At 61.1% G+C, this 15,357-nt stretch carries 15 protein-coding genes; all 15 read left to right on the top strand.

Going from position 1 to position 15,357, the window contains the following annotated elements:
• Position 1: 1 nt before the first annotated feature.
• The 15 genes from flhB (at position 2) to ACRESH_RS05030 (ending at position 15,330) form a co-directional block, all read left to right on the top strand.
• Complete coding sequence (flhB, locus tag ACRESH_RS05100; RefSeq protein ID WP_431740937.1) at positions 2–1,138, top strand: flagellar biosynthesis protein FlhB; 1,137 nt, start codon at positions 2–4, stop codon at positions 1,136–1,138.
• 127 nt (positions 1,139–1,265) lie between these two features.
• Entirely contained in the window at positions 1,266–3,395 is a 2,130-nt protein-coding gene (flhA, locus tag ACRESH_RS05095; protein ID WP_431740936.1) for a flagellar biosynthesis protein FlhA, read from the top strand.
• A gap of 11 nt (positions 3,396–3,406) precedes the next feature.
• Positions 3,407–4,717, top strand: a complete 1,311-nt coding sequence (gene flhF / locus ACRESH_RS05090) for a flagellar biosynthesis protein FlhF (protein WP_431740935.1) — start codon at positions 3,407–3,409, stop codon at positions 4,715–4,717.
• Between the two features lie 119 nt (positions 4,718–4,836).
• Positions 4,837–5,670 carry a flagellar synthesis regulator FleN gene (fleN, locus tag ACRESH_RS05085; protein ID WP_038613333.1) on the top strand — a complete coding sequence of 278 codons (834 nt, stop codon included), beginning with the start codon at positions 4,837–4,839 and terminating at the stop codon, positions 5,668–5,670.
• Positions 5,667–6,407, top strand: coding sequence for an RNA polymerase sigma factor FliA (gene fliA / locus ACRESH_RS05080; protein ID WP_431740934.1), 741 nt, complete (start codon positions 5,667–5,669; stop codon positions 6,405–6,407). The genes fleN and fliA overlap by 4 nt, the downstream gene beginning before the upstream one ends.
• A gap of 104 nt (positions 6,408–6,511) precedes the next feature.
• Positions 6,512–6,886: a chemotaxis response regulator CheY gene (locus ACRESH_RS05075; protein ID WP_036990294.1), complete on the top strand. Its 375-nt coding sequence runs from the start codon at positions 6,512–6,514 to the stop codon at positions 6,884–6,886.
• Between the two features lie 20 nt (positions 6,887–6,906).
• On the top strand, positions 6,907–7,695 hold the full coding sequence (locus tag ACRESH_RS05070; RefSeq protein WP_431740933.1) for a protein phosphatase CheZ: 789 nt from the start codon (positions 6,907–6,909) through the stop codon (positions 7,693–7,695).
• A 12-nt stretch (positions 7,696–7,707) separates the two neighbouring features.
• Entirely contained in the window at positions 7,708–9,906 is a 2,199-nt protein-coding gene (locus tag ACRESH_RS05065) for a chemotaxis protein CheA (RefSeq protein ID WP_431740932.1), read from the top strand.
• A gap of 45 nt (positions 9,907–9,951) precedes the next feature.
• Positions 9,952–11,058, top strand: a complete 1,107-nt coding sequence (locus ACRESH_RS05060; protein WP_431740931.1) for a protein-glutamate methylesterase/protein-glutamine glutaminase — start codon at positions 9,952–9,954, stop codon at positions 11,056–11,058.
• On the top strand, positions 11,058–11,798 hold the full coding sequence (locus ACRESH_RS05055; RefSeq protein WP_431740930.1) for a flagellar motor protein: 741 nt from the start codon (positions 11,058–11,060) through the stop codon (positions 11,796–11,798). Before ACRESH_RS05060 ends, ACRESH_RS05055 begins: the two co-directional genes overlap by 1 nt.
• 3 nt (positions 11,799–11,801) lie before the next feature.
• Entirely contained in the window at positions 11,802–12,689 is an 888-nt protein-coding gene (motD, locus tag ACRESH_RS05050; RefSeq protein WP_431740929.1) for a flagellar motor protein MotD, read from the top strand.
• Between the two features lie 45 nt (positions 12,690–12,734).
• The gene (locus tag ACRESH_RS05045; protein WP_431740928.1) at positions 12,735–13,523 is read left to right on the top strand and encodes a ParA family protein; all 789 of its coding nucleotides are present in this window, start codon (positions 12,735–12,737) and stop codon (positions 13,521–13,523) included.
• Positions 13,523–14,395, top strand: a complete 873-nt coding sequence (locus tag ACRESH_RS05040) for a CheW domain-containing protein (protein WP_431740927.1) — start codon at positions 13,523–13,525, stop codon at positions 14,393–14,395. The genes ACRESH_RS05045 and ACRESH_RS05040 overlap by 1 nt, the downstream gene beginning before the upstream one ends.
• Positions 14,396–14,456: 61 nt before the next feature.
• Positions 14,457–14,936 carry a chemotaxis protein CheW gene (locus ACRESH_RS05035; RefSeq protein WP_028945467.1) on the top strand — a complete coding sequence of 160 codons (480 nt, stop codon included), beginning with the start codon at positions 14,457–14,459 and terminating at the stop codon, positions 14,934–14,936.
• Between the two features lies 1 nt (position 14,937).
• Positions 14,938–15,330, top strand: coding sequence for a DUF2802 domain-containing protein (locus tag ACRESH_RS05030; protein WP_431740926.1), 393 nt, complete (start codon positions 14,938–14,940; stop codon positions 15,328–15,330).
• The last annotated feature ends 27 nt before the right edge of the window (positions 15,331–15,357 follow it).

Here is a 15,357-nt window from a genome sequence, read left to right as displayed (position 1 = left end):
CATGGCAGAGAGCGAAAGCGGTCAGGACAAAACAGAAGACCCCACTGACAAACGCAAGAAAGACGCGCGGGAAAAGGGTGAGATCGCGCGCTCCAAGGAACTCAATACGGTAGCGGTGACCCTGGCCGGAGCTGGCGCGCTCCTGGCTTTTGGCGGTGGCATGGCTCAGGCCTTGATGGAGCTGATGCGCAGTAACTTCATTCTGTCGCGTGAAGTGATCACCGATGAGCGGTTCATGGGCATTTTCCTCATGGCTGCCGGTAAGTCCGCGTTGCTCACCGTCCAGCCGGTGTTGCTGGTATTGCTGGTGGCATCAATCATCGGGCCGGTGGCCTTGGGTGGGTTTCTGTTCTCCGGTAGCCTGTTGCAACCCAAGTTCAGTCGAATGAACCCGCTGTCCGGGATTAAACGGATGTTCTCGGTCAACGCCTTGTCCGAGTTGCTCAAGGCATTCGCCAAGTTCTTCATGATTCTGATTGTTGCCCTGGCCGTGCTGTCGGCGGACCGTGACGACCTGCTGGCGATTGCCAATGAGCCGTTGGATCAGGCCATCATCCACTGCCTGCAGGTGGTGGGCTGGAGTGCTTTGTGGATGGCGGCAGGCTTGCTGCTGATTGCCGCGGCGGATGTGCCCATCCAGCTCTGGCAGGCGCACAAGAAACTCCTGATGACCAAGCAGGAAGTGCGCGACGAGTACAAGGACAGTGAAGGTAAGCCGGAGGTCAAGCAGCGTATCCGCCAGCTCCAGCGCGAAGCCTCGCAGCGGCGGATGATGGCGGCGATCCCCGAGGCGGATGTCATCATCACCAACCCGACTCATTATGCCGTGGCGCTCAAGTACGATCCGGAGAAGGGTGCGGCGCCCTTGCTGTTGGCCAAGGGGACTGATTTCATCGCCTTGAAGATTCGTGAGATCGGCAATGAGCACAAGATCCAGGTGCTCGAATCCCCGGCCCTGGCGCGTTCGATCTACTACTCCACGGAGCTTGAGGAAGAGATTCCAGCCGGGTTGTACCTGGCGGTGGCCCAGGTGCTGGCCTATGTCTTCCAGATCCGCCAGTACCGGGCAGGCAAGGGCAAGCCGCCGGAGCCACTCAAGGATCTGCCGATTCCGCCGGACCTGCGCCGCGATTCCTGATCTGCGTTTACCTTGCGGGACAGTCGATAACACCTCATTCCTCAAAGTTGGAAGGCTTCTTGCAAAGGCAGCGCTGCGCGCGTCAGAAACGCGTCAAAGTTTTGCTTGAGCTAGACGAGGAATACCGGTGGATCGCTCTCAGTTAATCAGCAGTGCCCGCAACAACCTGGCCGGGTTAGGCCGGGGCAATCTGGGTGTGCCGCTGTTGCTGCTAGTGATGTTGGCAATGATGATGTTGCCGATCGCGCCGTTCCTGCTCGACGTGTTCTTTACCTTCAACATTGCCTTGTCGATCGTGGTCCTGCTGGTCTGCGTCTACGCCCTGCGCCCCCTGGATTTCGCCGCATTCCCGACCATCCTGCTGGTGGCGACGCTCTTGCGTCTGGCGCTCAACGTGGCTTCCACGCGGGTGGTCATGCTCCATGGTCACGAAGGTCATGCTGCCGCCGGTAAGGTGATTCAGGCCTTTGGTGAGGTGGTAATCGGCGGTAACTACGTGGTTGGTATCGTGGTGTTCGCGATCCTGATGATCATCAACTTCGTGGTGGTGACCAAGGGGGCCGGGCGTATTTCCGAGGTGAGTGCTCGCTTCACCCTCGATGCCATGCCGGGCAAGCAGATGGCCATCGACGCCGACCTCAACGCCGGCCTGATCGATCAGGCCCAGGCCAAGGCGCGGCGCTCCGAAGTGGCCCAGGAGGCCGAGTTCTACGGTTCGATGGACGGTGCCAGCAAGTTCGTCCGCGGTGACGCCATCGCCGGCCTGCTGATCCTCTTCATCAACCTGATCGGCGGTATGCTGGTCGGTATGTTCCAGCACGGCATGACCTTCGGCGACGCCGGCAAGGTCTATGCACTGCTGACCATCGGTGACGGTTTGGTGGCGCAATTGCCATCACTGCTGTTGTCCACCGCTGCGGCCATCATGGTGACCCGTGCCTCCGGTTCCGAGGACATGGGCAAGCAGATCAATCGGCAGATGTTCGATTCGCCCAAAGCGCTGGCAGTGTCGGCGGGCGTGATGATCGTCATGGGTCTGGTGCCGGGCATGCCGCACATTGCCTTCCTGAGCCTGGGTCTGCTGGCCGCTGGCGCTGCTTACCTGGTCTGGCGCAAGCAGAATCAGGCCAAGGTCAAGGCCCAGGAAGAAGTTCAGCGCCAGCAGGACCTGTTGCCCTCGCCGCAACGCGCCATGGAAACCAAAGAGCTTGGCTGGGACGACGTCACACCCATCGACATGATCGGCCTGGAGGTCGGTTATCGGCTGATTCCGCTGGTGGACCGCAACCAGGGCGGGCAGTTGCTGGCGCGGATCAAGGGGGTGCGCAAGAAGCTCTCCCAGGACCTGGGCTTTCTCATGCCCACGGTGCATATCCGCGACAACCTGGACTTGGCTCCCAGCGCCTATCGCCTGACCCTGATGGGGGTGATCCTGGCCGAGGCCGAGATCTATCCCGATCGCGAGCTGGCGATCAACCCTGGGCAGGTCTTTGGTACCCTCAACGGTATTGCCGCCCGCGACCCGGCGTTCGGTCTTGAGGCAGTGTGGATCGATGTCAGTCAGCGCAGTCAGGCGCAATCGCTGGGCTACACCGTGGTCGATGCCAGTACCGTGGTAGCCACTCACTTGAACCAGATCCTGCACAAGCACTGCCACGAACTGATTGGTCACGAGGAAGTCCAGCAACTGCTGCAGGTGCTGGCCAAGGCCTCGCCCAAGCTCGCCGAAGAACTGGTGCCGGGCGTCATTTCATTGTCGGGGCTGCTCAAGGTCCTGCAGGCGTTGCTTGCCGAGCAGGTGCCGGTGCGTGATATTCGCAGCATTGCCGAGGCTATCGCCAACAACGCGGTGAAGAGTCAAGATACCGCCGCGTTGGTGGCGGTGGTGCGCGTCGGATTGTGTCGCGCTATCGTGCAAAGCATTGTCGGCGTTGAGTCCGAGCTGCCTGTGATCACCCTAGAGCCAAGGTTGGAACAGATTTTGCTCAATAGTCTGCAAAGGGCCGGGCAAGGTCAGGAAGACGGTGTTCTTCTTGAGCCGAGCATGGCCGAAAAGCTTCAGCGTTCGTTGATCGAAGCTGCCCAGCGTCAAGAGATGCAAGGGCAGCCGGCGATTCTGCTGGTCGCAGGACCAGTACGGGCGATGCTGTCGCGTTTCGGTCGCCTGGCTGTACCGAATTTGCATGTTTTGGCGTATCAGGAAATACCTGACAACAAGCAAGTCACCATCGTTGCCACAGTAGGCCCCAACGGCTGAGGTAGTGGGTTATGCAAGTTAAGCGTTTTTTCGCCGCCGATATGCGTCAGGCCATGAAGCTGGTTCGAGATGAGCTGGGGGCTGAAGCCGCCATCATCGGCAACCGACGGATTGCTGGCGGTGTCGAGCTGACGGCTGCGCTGGACTACAAGCTGTCCGCCCTGGCGCCGCGGGTTCCGAATGTCGAGCTCGAAGACGAGCTGCGCAAGACCCAGTCGCGCATTGTTACCGCCCAGGCCGAACTCACTAGCCGCAGCGACAGCGATGACGGCAACCGCCAGCTGTTTGCCGGCTTGCCCCTGACGGCTTCCGAGCCACTGGTCGAAGCGCATGTCGATGAGCCCGCCGCCCCGCCTGCAGCCGCTGCCGCACCGGTTGATCCGCGCCTGCTCGATGCCATGCGCTCGGAACTCACCGGGCTGCGCGAGTTGCTGGAAGTCCAGCTCGGCTCCCTGGCCTGGAGCCAGTTGCAAGGCAACCAGCCACAGCAGGCCAACCTCTGGCGTCGCCTGCAGCGTATCGGTCTGTCCGGTCCGCTGGCGCGCGAGCTGCTTGAGCAGATTGCTGGAATCGCAGAGCCGCGCCATGCCTGGCGCATGCTGCTGGCGCACCTGGCGCGGCGAATCGATGTGCCGGAAGTCGAACCGATCGAAGAAGGCGGTGTGATTGCCATGGTCGGTCCGGCTGGCATGGGCAAGACCACCACCCTGGCCAAGCTAGCGGCGCGTTATGTGCTCAAGTATGGCGCGCAGAATCTGGCGCTGGTGAGCATGGACAGTTTCCGCATTGGTGCCCAGGAGCAGCTCAAGACCCTGGGCCGGATCCTCAATGTCTCGGTGACCCATGTCGATCCCGGGCAGTCCCTGGCCCAGGCACTTGAGCCATTGCTGCGCAAGCGCGTGGTGCTGATCGATACTGCTGGCTTGCAGGCCAGCGATCCGGCCCTGCGCATGCAGCTGGAAACCCTGGCCGGACGCGGCATTGCCTCGAAAAATTACCTGGTGCTGGCGACGACCAGCCAGAAGCAGGTGCTCACGGCCGCCTATCACAGCTACAAGCGCTGTGGGCTGGCCGGGTGCATCCTGACCAAACTCGATGAAACGGCCAGCCTCGGCGAAGTCCTGAGCCTGGCCATCAGTCACGAATTGCCAGTGGCCTATCTTACCGATGGGCCGCGCATTCCTGACGATCTGCACCTGCCGCGCCGCCACCAACTGGTCAGTCGCGCGGTGAGTGTGCAGATGCAGGACGAGCCCAGCGAAGAGGCGATGGCCGATATGTTCGCTGATCTCTACCACAGCCCCGGCAAGCGTGTCGGCTGAGGTGATTGTGAAGACGTTGCAAAGTATCTGCATTGATGGACTGCCAGGCATTTTTCAGGTGTTGAAAGCGCAGCCGGTCATGTGGCCTCAGTCTAAGCAAGACAAGGTAATGAACAAATATGGGTAGCATGCATCCCGTACAGGTGATCGCCGTGACTGGCGGCAAAGGTGGTGTCGGCAAGACCAATGTGTCGGTGAACCTGTCATTGGCGCTGGCTGAGCTTGGCCGTCGAGTCATGTTGCTTGATGCCGACCTGGGTCTGGCCAACGTCGACGTATTGCTCGGCCTGACGCCCAAGCGCACCCTGGCCGACGTGATCGAAGGCCGTTGCGAGCTGCGCGATGTGCTGCTGCAGGGGCCGGGTGGCGTGCGCATTGTGCCTGCCGCGTCCGGCACGCAGAGCATGGTGCACCTGGCGCCTGCCCAGCACGCAGGCCTGATCCAGGCATTCAGCGAGATCGGCGACAACCTCGATGTGCTGGTGATCGATACCGCTGCGGGTATTGGTGACTCGGTAGTCAGTTTTGTCCGCGCAGCCCAAGAGGTGCTGTTGGTGGTGTGCGACGAGCCCACCTCGATCACCGACGCCTACGCCCTGATCAAGCTGCTCAACCGCGATTACGGCATGAACCGTTTCCGCGTCCTGGCCAACATGGCGCAGAGTCCTCAGGAAGGGCGCAACCTGTTCGCCAAGTTGACCAAGGTCACAGATCGCTTCCTTGACGTAGCCCTACAATATGTCGGCGCGGTGCCTTACGACGAATGTGTGCGCAAGGCGGTGCAAAAGCAGCGAGCGGTCTATGAAGCCTTTCCGCGTTCCAAGTGCGCGCTGGCGTTCAAGGCCATTGCCCAGAAGGTCGATACCTGGCCGCTGCCTGCCAACCCGCGTGGTCACCTGGAGTTTTTTGTCGAGCGCCTGGTGCAGCCGACGAGCGCGGGACCGGTGCTATGAACGCCAGCGGCTATCGGATGTACAGCAAGGCTTCACGTGATAGTCAATGCGAGTTGATCGAGCGCTATGCGCCACTGGTCAAGCGCATTGCCTATCACTTGCTGGCCCGTTTGCCGGCCAGTGTGCAGGTGGAGGATCTGATCCAGGCCGGCATGATCGGCCTGCTCGAAGTCGCCAGCAAGTACGACGCGAGCAAGGGTGCCAGTTTTGAGACCTATGCCGGTATCCGGATCCGCGGAGCAATGCTTGACGAAGTACGCAAGGGCGACTGGGCACCACGCTCGGTTCACCGCAATACCCGCATGGTCAGTGACGCGATTCGTGCAATTGAAGCAAAAACCGGCCGTGACGCTAAAGATCACGAGGTTGCTGCCGAACTTCAATTGAGTCTCGATGATTACTACGGGATTTTGAATGACACCCTGGGCAGCCGTCTGTTCAGTTTCGACGACCTGTTGCAGGACGGCGAACATGAAGGCCTGCACGAGGATGGCGCCAGTGCCCAGATCGAGCCTTCGCGCGATCTGGAAGACGAGCGCTTTCAGGCAGCCTTGGCCGATGCCATCGCCAACCTGCCTGAACGCGAGCGTCTGGTATTGGCGCTGTACTACGACGAAGAGCTGAACCTCAAGGAAATCGGTGAGGTATTGGGTGTCAGCGAGTCGCGCGTCAGCCAGCTGCACAGCCAGTGCGCGGCGCGTTTGCGTGGTCGCCTGGGGGAATGGCGGGCGCGTTGAACGCAGGTTCAATGCAGTCGCGAAATGTAGTGCCCGAATTGATTGAATGCGCGTTCAGCGCTGAGCGCGTTAAAGACTGCTTGGAGGTCTAATTGAACAAAGACATGAAAATCCTCATCGTCGACGATTTTTCGACGATGCGGCGGATCATCAAGAACCTGTTGCGTGACCTGGGCTTCACCAATACCCAGGAAGCCGACGACGGCAACACGGCGTTGCCGATGCTCGAAAGCGGTCATTTCGATTTCCTCGTGACCGACTGGAACATGCCTGGCATGTCCGGCATCGACCTGCTGCGCAAAGTGCGTGCTGACGAGCGTCTCAAGCACTTGCCGGTGTTGATGGTGACTGCCGAAGCCAAGCGCGAGCAGATCATCGAAGCGGCCCAGGCCGGCGTCAACGGCTATGTGGTCAAGCCGTTTACAGCCCAGGTGCTGAAAGAAAAGATCGAGAAGATCTTCGAGCGCGTCAATAGCTGAGACACGCCACGGGGGCGCTAATGGAGCAAACACAATCATCGTTGGACGGCTTCGAGTCGACACTCAAGAAGCATGCCCACGAACTGGTCGACAGTCTCGAACGCGGCAAGTTTGGCGACGCGGTGCAACTGATCCATCAGCTGAACCAGACCCGTGACCGTGGCCTGTACCAGGAAGTGGGCAAACTCACGCGTGAGTTGCATAGTGCGATCGTCAGTTTCCAGATCGACCCACAAATGCCTCAGGCCGAGGAAGTCTCACAGATCACCGATGCGACCGAACGCCTGTCCTATGTGGTCAAGCTGACCGAAGGGGCTGCCAACCGGACCATGGACCTGGTCGAGGAAAGCACCCCGGTGCTCAATGAACTGAGCGCCGAAGCGAAGTGCCTGAGCGTCGACTGGCAGCGCTTCATGCGCCGCGAAGTGGCCGCGCCGGAGTTTCGCGAGCTGGCCAAGCGCGTCGACAGTTTCCTGACGCGTAGCGAGGAGGGCAACCGCAAGGTCGCCGGCCACCTCAATGACATTTTGCTCGCTCAGGACTATCAGGACCTGACCGGTCAGGTGATCAAGCGTGTCACTGCACTGGTTACCGAAGTAGAAAGCAACCTGCTCAAACTCGTGCTGATGGCCAGTCAGGTCGACCGTTTTGCCGGTATCGAACATGACCACGAGCAGCTGCGCGCTGAAAAAGATCAAGAAAAACATCCGACTCGGGGTGAAGGTCCGCAGATTCATGCCGATAAACGTGAAGACGTTGTGTCCGGTCAGGACGATGTCGACGATCTGCTGTCCAGCCTGGGTTTTTAGGGAGCACGTTTAATGAGCTTCGGCGCCGATGAAGAAATCCTTCAGGATTTTCTGGTAGAAGCCGGCGAGATTCTTGAGCAACTGTCCGAGCAACTGGTCGAGCTGGAAAGCCGTCCGGATGATGCCGATCTGCTCAATGCGATCTTTCGCGGTTTTCACACTGTAAAAGGGGGCGCCGGCTTCCTCCAGCTCAACGAGCTGGTGGAGTGCTGCCACATCGCCGAAAACGTCTTCGACATCCTGCGCAAGGGTGAGCGACGCGTCGATGCCGAACTGATGGACGTGGTCCTGGAAGCCCTGGATACGGTCAACAGCATGTTCGGTCAGGTGCGTGAACGCACCGATATCACTGCGGCCACGCCTGAGCTGCTGGCGGCCTTGTCGCGCCTGGCCGAGCCTGCGGGTGCCGAACAGGCATCAGCGCCTGAGCCGGTGCTGGAGCAGGCGTCTGAAGCTCCGGCCGAAGCCGACATTACCGATACCGAGTTCGAACAGTTGCTTGACTCGCTCAATGCGGTCAAGGCTGAAGCTGAAGCCCAGGTGCAAGCGCCGGCTGCAGCCAGTGACGAAATCACCGACGCCGAATTCGAGTCGTTGCTCGATCAGTTGCACGGCAAGGGCCAGTTCGCCCCCGATAGCGTCAGTGCACCTGCGCCGGTGGTGCAACCCGCCCAAAGCGCCAGTGACGAAATCACCGATGATGAGTTCGAAGCGTTGCTTGACCAGTTGCATGGCAAGGGCAGTTTTGCCGTCGATGCTTTGCCGGGTGCTGCGGCGCCCGCTCCTGAGTCGGCAGCTGCTGCGCCAGGCGAGCACATCTCGGAGCATGAATTCGAAGCCTTGCTTGATGAGCTGCACGGCAAGGGCAAGTTCGCCGCGGACAGCGTTGCAACTGTCGCTGCGCCAGCTGCTGCCGTTGCCGCCAAGCCAGCCGTAGCGCCGACACCAGCGGCCGCACCTGCTGCTGCCGTACCGGCCAAGGCTGCAGCGCCAGCCCCTGCGCGGCAAGCCGCGCAGGCAGGCGACAAGGCAGCCAGCGAAGCGGAAACCACCGTGCGGGTCGATACCGCGCGCCTGGACGAGATCATGAACATGGTCGGCGAACTGGTGCTGGTGCGTAACCGCCTGGTACGCCTGGGCCTCAATAGCGGCGATGAAGCCATGTCCAAGGCGGTGTCGAACCTGGACGTGGTCACTGCCGACCTGCAGACCGCGGTCATGAAGACCCGCATGCAGCCGATCAAGAAGGTCTTCGGGCGTTTCCCGCGCCTGGTTCGCGACCTGGCCCGGCAGTTGAAGAAAGAGATCAACCTGGAGCTGGTCGGTGAAGAAACCGACCTCGACAAGAACCTCGTCGAGGCCCTGGCCGACCCGTTGGTGCACTTGGTGCGCAACGCTGTCGATCACGGCGTCGAAACCCCGGAAGAACGCGAAGCGGCGGGCAAGTCCCGTGGCGGTAAAGTGGTACTGGCGGCCGAGCAGGAAGGCGATCACATCCTGCTGTCGATCTCCGATGATGGTAAGGGTATGGACGCCAACGTCCTGCGCGCCATCGCGGTCAAGCGCGGGGTGATGGACAAGGATGCCGCCGACCGCTTGAGCGACACCGAATGCTACAACCTGATCTTCGCCCCTGGCTTCTCGACCAAGACTGAGATCTCCGACGTCTCCGGTCGGGGCGTGGGCATGGACGTGGTGAAAACCAAGATTTCCCAGCTCAACGGTTCGATCAATATCTACTCGACCAAGGGCCTGGGCTCGAAGATCGTCATCAAGGTGCCGCTGACGCTGGCGATCATGCCGACGCTGATGGTCATGCTCGGCAATCAGGCGTTCGCCTTCCCGCTGGTCAACGTCAACGAGATCTTCCACCTGGACCTGTCGCGCACCAACGTGGTCGACGGTCAAGAGGTGGTGATCGTACGCGACAAGGCCTTGCCGCTGTTCTACCTCAAGCGCTGGCTGGTCAGTTCCGCCGCTCATGAAGAGCAACGCGAAGGGCACGTGGTGATCCTTTCGGTGGGCACCCAGCGGATCGGCTTCGTCGTCGATCAACTGGTGGGTCAGGAAGAAGTGGTCATCAAACCGCTGGGCAAGATGCTCCAGGGCACGCCGGGCATGTCGGGCGCCACCATTACCGGTGACGGGCGCATCGCGCTGATCCTAGACGTTCCGAGCATGCTCAAGCGTTACGCCGCCCGGCGTATTTGATTCTGGTGGCGCGGCCCGCACGCCGCGCCCCCTAATGGAGTGTTTATGGCAGTCAAGGTCCTGGTGGTGGATGATTCCGGTTTCTTCCGCCGCCGAGTCTCGGAAATTCTTTCAGCGGACCCGACTATCCAGGTCGTGGGTACCGCGACCAACGGCAAGGAAGCGATCGACCAGGCACTGTCGCTCAAGCCCGATGTCATCACCATGGACTACGAAATGCCCATGATGGATGGCATCACCGCCGTGCGTCACATCATGCAGCGCTGCCCGACCCCGGTGTTGATGTTCTCCTCGCTGACCCATGAAGGCGCGCGAGTGACCCTCGATGCCCTGGATGCCGGGGCAGTCGATTACCTGCCGAAGAACTTCGAAGACATCTCGCGCAACCCGGAGAAGGTCAAGCAACTGCTGTGTGAAAAGGTCCATAGCATTTCCCGCAGTAACCGGCGCTTGAGCAGTTATGCCGCGCCGACGCCGCACCCGGCCAGCCAGGCTCAGCCAAGCGTCAGTAGCCTGGCCAGCAGCCCGGCACCGCGGGCAGCCGCTGCGGTGCGTGCGGCGTCTGTTGCCTCGCCTGCGCCCAAGCGCAAGCCTTACAAGCTGGTGGCCATTGGTACCTCCACCGGCGGTCCAGTGGCGCTGCAGCGGGTCCTGACCCAACTGCCAGCCAATTTCCCGGCGCCGATCGTGCTGATCCAGCACATGCCAGCGGCCTTCACCAAGGCGTTTGCCGAGCGCCTGGACAAGCTGTGCAAGATCAGCGTCAAGGAAGCCGAAGACGGCGACATGCTGCGCCCCGGCCTGGCCTTGCTGGCACCGGGGGGCAAGCAGATGATGGTCGACGGTCGCGGTGCGGTGAAGATCCTGCCGGGCGACGAGCGCCTGAACTACAAGCCGTGCGTGGACATCACCTTCGGTTCGGCGGCCAAGTCCTACGGCGATAAGGTCCTGTCGGTGGTGCTCACCGGCATGGGTGCCGATGGCCGGGAAGGCGCGCGCCTGCTCAAGCAGGGCGGCAGCACAGTCTGGGCCCAGGATGAAGCCAGTTGCGTGATTTATGGCATGCCCATGGCCATCGTCAAGGCCAACCTGGCCGATGCGGTCTATAGCCTGGACGAGATCGGCAAGCACCTGGTCGAGGCGTGCGTCTGATGGATGTCTTGAGCCTAATCGGGATCATCCTGGCCTTTGTCGCCATTGTCGGCGGCAACTACCTGGAAGGCGGGCACCTGTCGGCGTTGCTCAACGGCCCGGCGGCGCTGATCGTGCTCGGCGGTACCCTGGCCGCGGCGCTGCTGCAGTCACCCATGAGTGCCTTCAAGCGGGCGTTGCAGATCGTGCGCTGGATCCTCTTTCCGCCACGGATCGACCTGGCCGCAGGTATCGACCGGGTGGTCAACTGGAGCCTGACGGCGCGCAAGGAAGGCCTGCTGGGCCTGGAAGGCGTGGCCGATGCCGAGCCCGACCCATACGCGCGCAAGGGGCTGCAGCTGCTGGTAGACGGTGCCGAGCCTGAAGCGATTCGCAGCGTCCTTGAAGTGGACTTCTACACCCAGGAAAGCCGCGATATCCAGGCCGCCAAGGTGTTCGAGTGCATGGGCGGCTATGCCCCGACCATCGGTATCATCGGCGCGGTCATGGGCCTGATTCATGTGATGGGCAACCTGGCCGACCCTTCTCAGTTGGGCAACGGTATTGCCGTGGCCTTCGTCGCCACCATCTACGGTGTGGCGAGCGCCAACCTGATCCTGCTACCGATTGCCAACAAGCTCAAGGCAGTGGCCATGCGTCAGTCGCGCTACCGGGAAATGCTCCTGGAAGGGCTGCTGTCGATTGCCGAGGGCGAGAATCCGCGCTCGATCGAGCTGAAGCTTCAGGGCTTCATGGAGTAACACATGGCGCGCCGTCGACAACCTGAGGAACATGAAAACCACGAGCGCTGGCTGGTGTCCTACGCGGACTTTATCACCTTGCTGTTCGCCTTCTTCGTGGTCATGTATTCGATTTCCTCGATTAACGAGGGTAAGTACAAGATCCTCTCCCAGGCCCTGATCGGGGTGTTTAACGACCCCGAGAAGAGCATGCGGCCGATTCCCATCGGCGATGAGCGTCCGCTGACAGTCAAGCCGGCCGAACCGCTGATCAAGGACAGCGAGCAGGTGGATGCCGGCCTTGCGCAAACCAGCAGCGATCCGCTGAAAACCATCACTGATGACGTGCGTAACGCCTTTGGCGATTTGATCAAGTCCGACCAGATGACCGTGCGCGGTAACGAGCTGTGGGTCGAGATCGAGCTTAACTCCTCGTTGCTGTTTGGCAGTGGCGATGCCATGCCCAGCGATGTTGCGTTCAACATCATCGAAAAGGTGGCGAAGATCCTCAAGCCCTTCGCCAACCCGGTGCATGTCGAAGGTTTCACCGATGTTTTGCCGATCCGCACCGCGCAATACCCGACCAACTGGGAGCTGTCCTCGGCACGCGCTGCCAGTATTGTTCGCCTGCTGGCGATGGAAGGAGTCAACCCGGCGCGCATGGCCTCGGTCGGCTATGGCGAGTTCCAGCCGATTGCTGCCAATGACACCGCCGAGGGCCGCGCGCGCAACCGCCGGGTGGTGCTGGTGATTTCGCGCAACCTTGAAGTGCGCCGTAGCCTGACGGCTACCGGCAGCGCCAATGCCACACCGGATGCGGCATTGAAGCGGGCTGGCACACAAACTGCACCGCCAGCGGTATCACCGACGGTGGGGGGCAATCGCGTCAATCCACCGTCACCGACCCTATAACCGTTCCCGGCAGGGCAGGTTGCCGTACCGGGAGGAAGCAATGTAATGAGAGTCTGGGCAGTAGCCAATCAAAAAGGTGGTGTCGGTAAGACCACCACGTCCATCGCTATGGCCGGCTTGCTGGCCGAGGCGGGCAAGCGCGTGGTCGTGGTCGACCTCGACCCCCACGGGTCCATGACCAGCTACTTCGGACACAACCCGGATGCGCTGGAGCACAGTTGCTACGACCTGTTCCTGCACAAGGGCACTGTCCCCGAGGGTTTGCCAGGGCAACTGCTGCTACCGACCAGTGACGAAAAAATTTCCTTGTTACCGTCCAGCACCGCGTTGGCCGTGCTCGAGCGCCAGTCGCCGGGGCAGAGTGGCCTGGGCCTGGTAATCGCCAAGTCTCTGGCGCAGTTGTGGCAAGATTTCGACTACGCCATCATCGATAGCCCGCCCTTGCTTGGCGTGCTGATGGTCAACGCGCTGGCGGCCAGCCAGCAACTGGTGATCCCGGTACAAACCGAATACCTGGCGGTCAAGGGCCTGGAACGCATGGTCAGTACCCTGGCCATGGTCAATCGTTCGCGCAAACAGGCCTTGCCCTACCATATCGTGCCGACCCTGTTCGACCGCCGCACCCAGGCCTCCATGGGCACCCTGCGGGTGTTGCGCGACGCTTATCCCGAGAACATCTGGCAAGGTTACATCCCGGTTGATACGCGTCTGCGCGATGCAAGCCGCGCCGGGCTGACGCCGTCGCAGTTCGATGGCAAGAGCCGCGGAGTGGTGGCCTACCGCGCACTGCTCAAGCACCTGTTGACGCACAACATCGCCCAGCAGGTGGCCTGATGAATCGCCCGCAAAAGATTGCTACTGGCCCGCAACTGGCGCTGCAGTCATACCTTGATGGTTTGCTGCACGAAGCCACTGAAGTGCTTGAGCTGGCGGAGCCGACGGTCGCGATCGACGAGTTCCAGGCCGCGGTGCTTGAAGAACAGGCCCGTGATGCGCAGGTCGCCCTTGTGCATAAACCGGTGGCGGTCCAATTAGCGCCTTTACCCTTTGCCGAACCTGCGCCCGTGGTGCTTGCGGCAGTGATGCCGGTGATAACCCCGGTGCCGGTGCCGGTGCCGGTGCCGGTCAGTGTCGATGTGGTCGCCGAACGACCCGCGCCGATCGAGCCGCTGGTGGAGGTTCATCTTCCTCCGGCACCCAACCAGCCGGTTCCGCCGGTCACCCTGGATGGGCGCCCAGCCTGGGCGGCTGAGCCTTTCGAATGCCTTTTGTTCGATGTCGCCGGGTTGACCCTGGCAGTACCGCTGGTGTGCCTGGGTTCGATCTATTCACTGGCCGGCCACGAGCTGACGCCGCTGTTTGGCCAGCCAGACTGGTTTCTGGGCATTCTGCCGAGCCAGAGAGGCAACCTGAAAGTGCTGGACACGGCGCGCTGGGTCATGCCCGACCGCTACCGCGACGACTTTCGCCAGGGCCTGCAGTATGTGATTTCGGTCCAGGGTTATGAATGGGGCCTGGCCGTGCATCAGGTCAGCCGTTCGCTGCGCCTGGACCCCAACGAGATCAAATGGCGAAGCCAGCGCGGCCAGCGGCCGTGGTTGGCCGGTACGGTCATCGAACACATGTGCGCGTTGCTCGACGTTGCCGAACTGGCCGAGTTGATCGCCAGCGGCGCGGTCAAGCAACTGCACACCAAGCATAACTAATCGGTCGCGTTTGCGACCGCACTGAGCACACCGCCGAAGGCGGATTTTGAGGGATAGGGGAATGAAAAAGTCGTCTGCACAAGGTTCCGAAGATCCGATCCTGCAGTGGGTAACCTTCAAACTGGACAACGAGTCCTACGGCATCAATGTGATGCAGGTGCAGGAAGTCCTGCGCTACACCGAGATCGCCCCGGTCCCGGGTGCCCCGAGCTATGTGCTGGGCATCATCAACCTGCGTGGCAACGTGGTTACCGTGATTGACACCCGCCAACGCTTCGGCCTGATGTCGAGTGAAATCACCGACAACAGCCGTATCGTCATCATCGAGGCCGACAAGCAAGTGGTTGGCATTCTGGTCGACAGCGTTGCCGAAGTGGTTTACCTGCGCCAGTCGGAAATCGAGACCGCACCGAATGTCGGTAACGAAGAATCAGCCAAGTTCATCCAGGGCGTGTGCAACAAGAACAACGAACTGCTGATCCTGGTCGAACTGGACAAGATGATGACCGAGGAAGAGTGGTCCGAGCTGGAGAACATCTGAGTTGATCCTTGAGGTTGCAGTCATATTTCTGGCGCTGCTCTGGGCGCTCAGCCTGTGGTTTTTCCTCAACTACAGCAAGCGTCAGCGCGAGCTGGCCGCCCAGCAGGCCCAGGGCGATGCGTTGCGTGATCAGCGCATCAAAGACCTGGCCAAGCGCCTGGACGACTACCAGAACGGCACCGTGCGCATGGGCGAAGCCCTGCACGAATTGCGTGCAACGGTGGCGCCGTTGCCGGACAAACTCTTGCAATTGGAGCAGCGTGACCCCAACAGCCTGTCATTCGCCCAGGCGGCGCGGCTGGTGGGTATGGGCGCGAGTGTCGATGAGTTGACCCAGTCCTGCGGCCTGACCCAGGCCGAGGCGGAACTCATGAGCAAGGTGCATCGCAGCTGACTTGCTTATTTGTCGGAGCGGATAAAT

This window comes from Pseudomonas sp. (assembly GCF_050739775.1).
In the GTDB taxonomy this organism is placed as follows: Bacteria; Pseudomonadota; Gammaproteobacteria; order Pseudomonadales; family Pseudomonadaceae; genus Aquipseudomonas.
This window is presented reverse-complemented; position numbering and strand designations above follow the sequence as displayed.

Excerpts from the sequence above, each read along its gene's own strand:
- ACRESH_RS05055 (WP_431740930.1), top strand. The coding sequence starts at position 11,058 with ATGGATGTCTTGAGCCTAATCGGGATCATCCTGGCCTTTGTCGCCATT.
- ACRESH_RS05060 (WP_431740931.1), top strand. The coding sequence starts at position 9,952 with ATGGCAGTCAAGGTCCTGGTGGTGGATGATTCCGGTTTCTTCCGCCGC.
- fliA (WP_431740934.1), top strand. The coding sequence starts at position 5,667 with ATGAACGCCAGCGGCTATCGGATGTACAGCAAGGCTTCACGTGATAGT.
- motD (WP_431740929.1), top strand. The coding sequence starts at position 11,802 with ATGGCGCGCCGTCGACAACCTGAGGAACATGAAAACCACGAGCGCTGG.
- ACRESH_RS05070 (WP_431740933.1), top strand. The coding sequence starts at position 6,907 with ATGGAGCAAACACAATCATCGTTGGACGGCTTCGAGTCGACACTCAAG.
- ACRESH_RS05035 (WP_028945467.1), top strand. The coding sequence starts at position 14,457 with ATGAAAAAGTCGTCTGCACAAGGTTCCGAAGATCCGATCCTGCAGTGG.
- ACRESH_RS05045 (WP_431740928.1), top strand. The coding sequence starts at position 12,735 with ATGAGAGTCTGGGCAGTAGCCAATCAAAAAGGTGGTGTCGGTAAGACC.
- flhF (WP_431740935.1), top strand. The coding sequence starts at position 3,407 with ATGCAAGTTAAGCGTTTTTTCGCCGCCGATATGCGTCAGGCCATGAAG.
- ACRESH_RS05065 (WP_431740932.1), top strand. The coding sequence starts at position 7,708 with ATGAGCTTCGGCGCCGATGAAGAAATCCTTCAGGATTTTCTGGTAGAA.
- ACRESH_RS05040 (WP_431740927.1), top strand. The coding sequence starts at position 13,523 with ATGAATCGCCCGCAAAAGATTGCTACTGGCCCGCAACTGGCGCTGCAG.
- flhB (WP_431740937.1), top strand. The coding sequence starts at position 2 with ATGGCAGAGAGCGAAAGCGGTCAGGACAAAACAGAAGACCCCACTGAC.
- fleN (WP_038613333.1), top strand. The coding sequence starts at position 4,837 with ATGGGTAGCATGCATCCCGTACAGGTGATCGCCGTGACTGGCGGCAAA.
- ACRESH_RS05075 (WP_036990294.1), top strand. The coding sequence starts at position 6,512 with ATGAAAATCCTCATCGTCGACGATTTTTCGACGATGCGGCGGATCATC.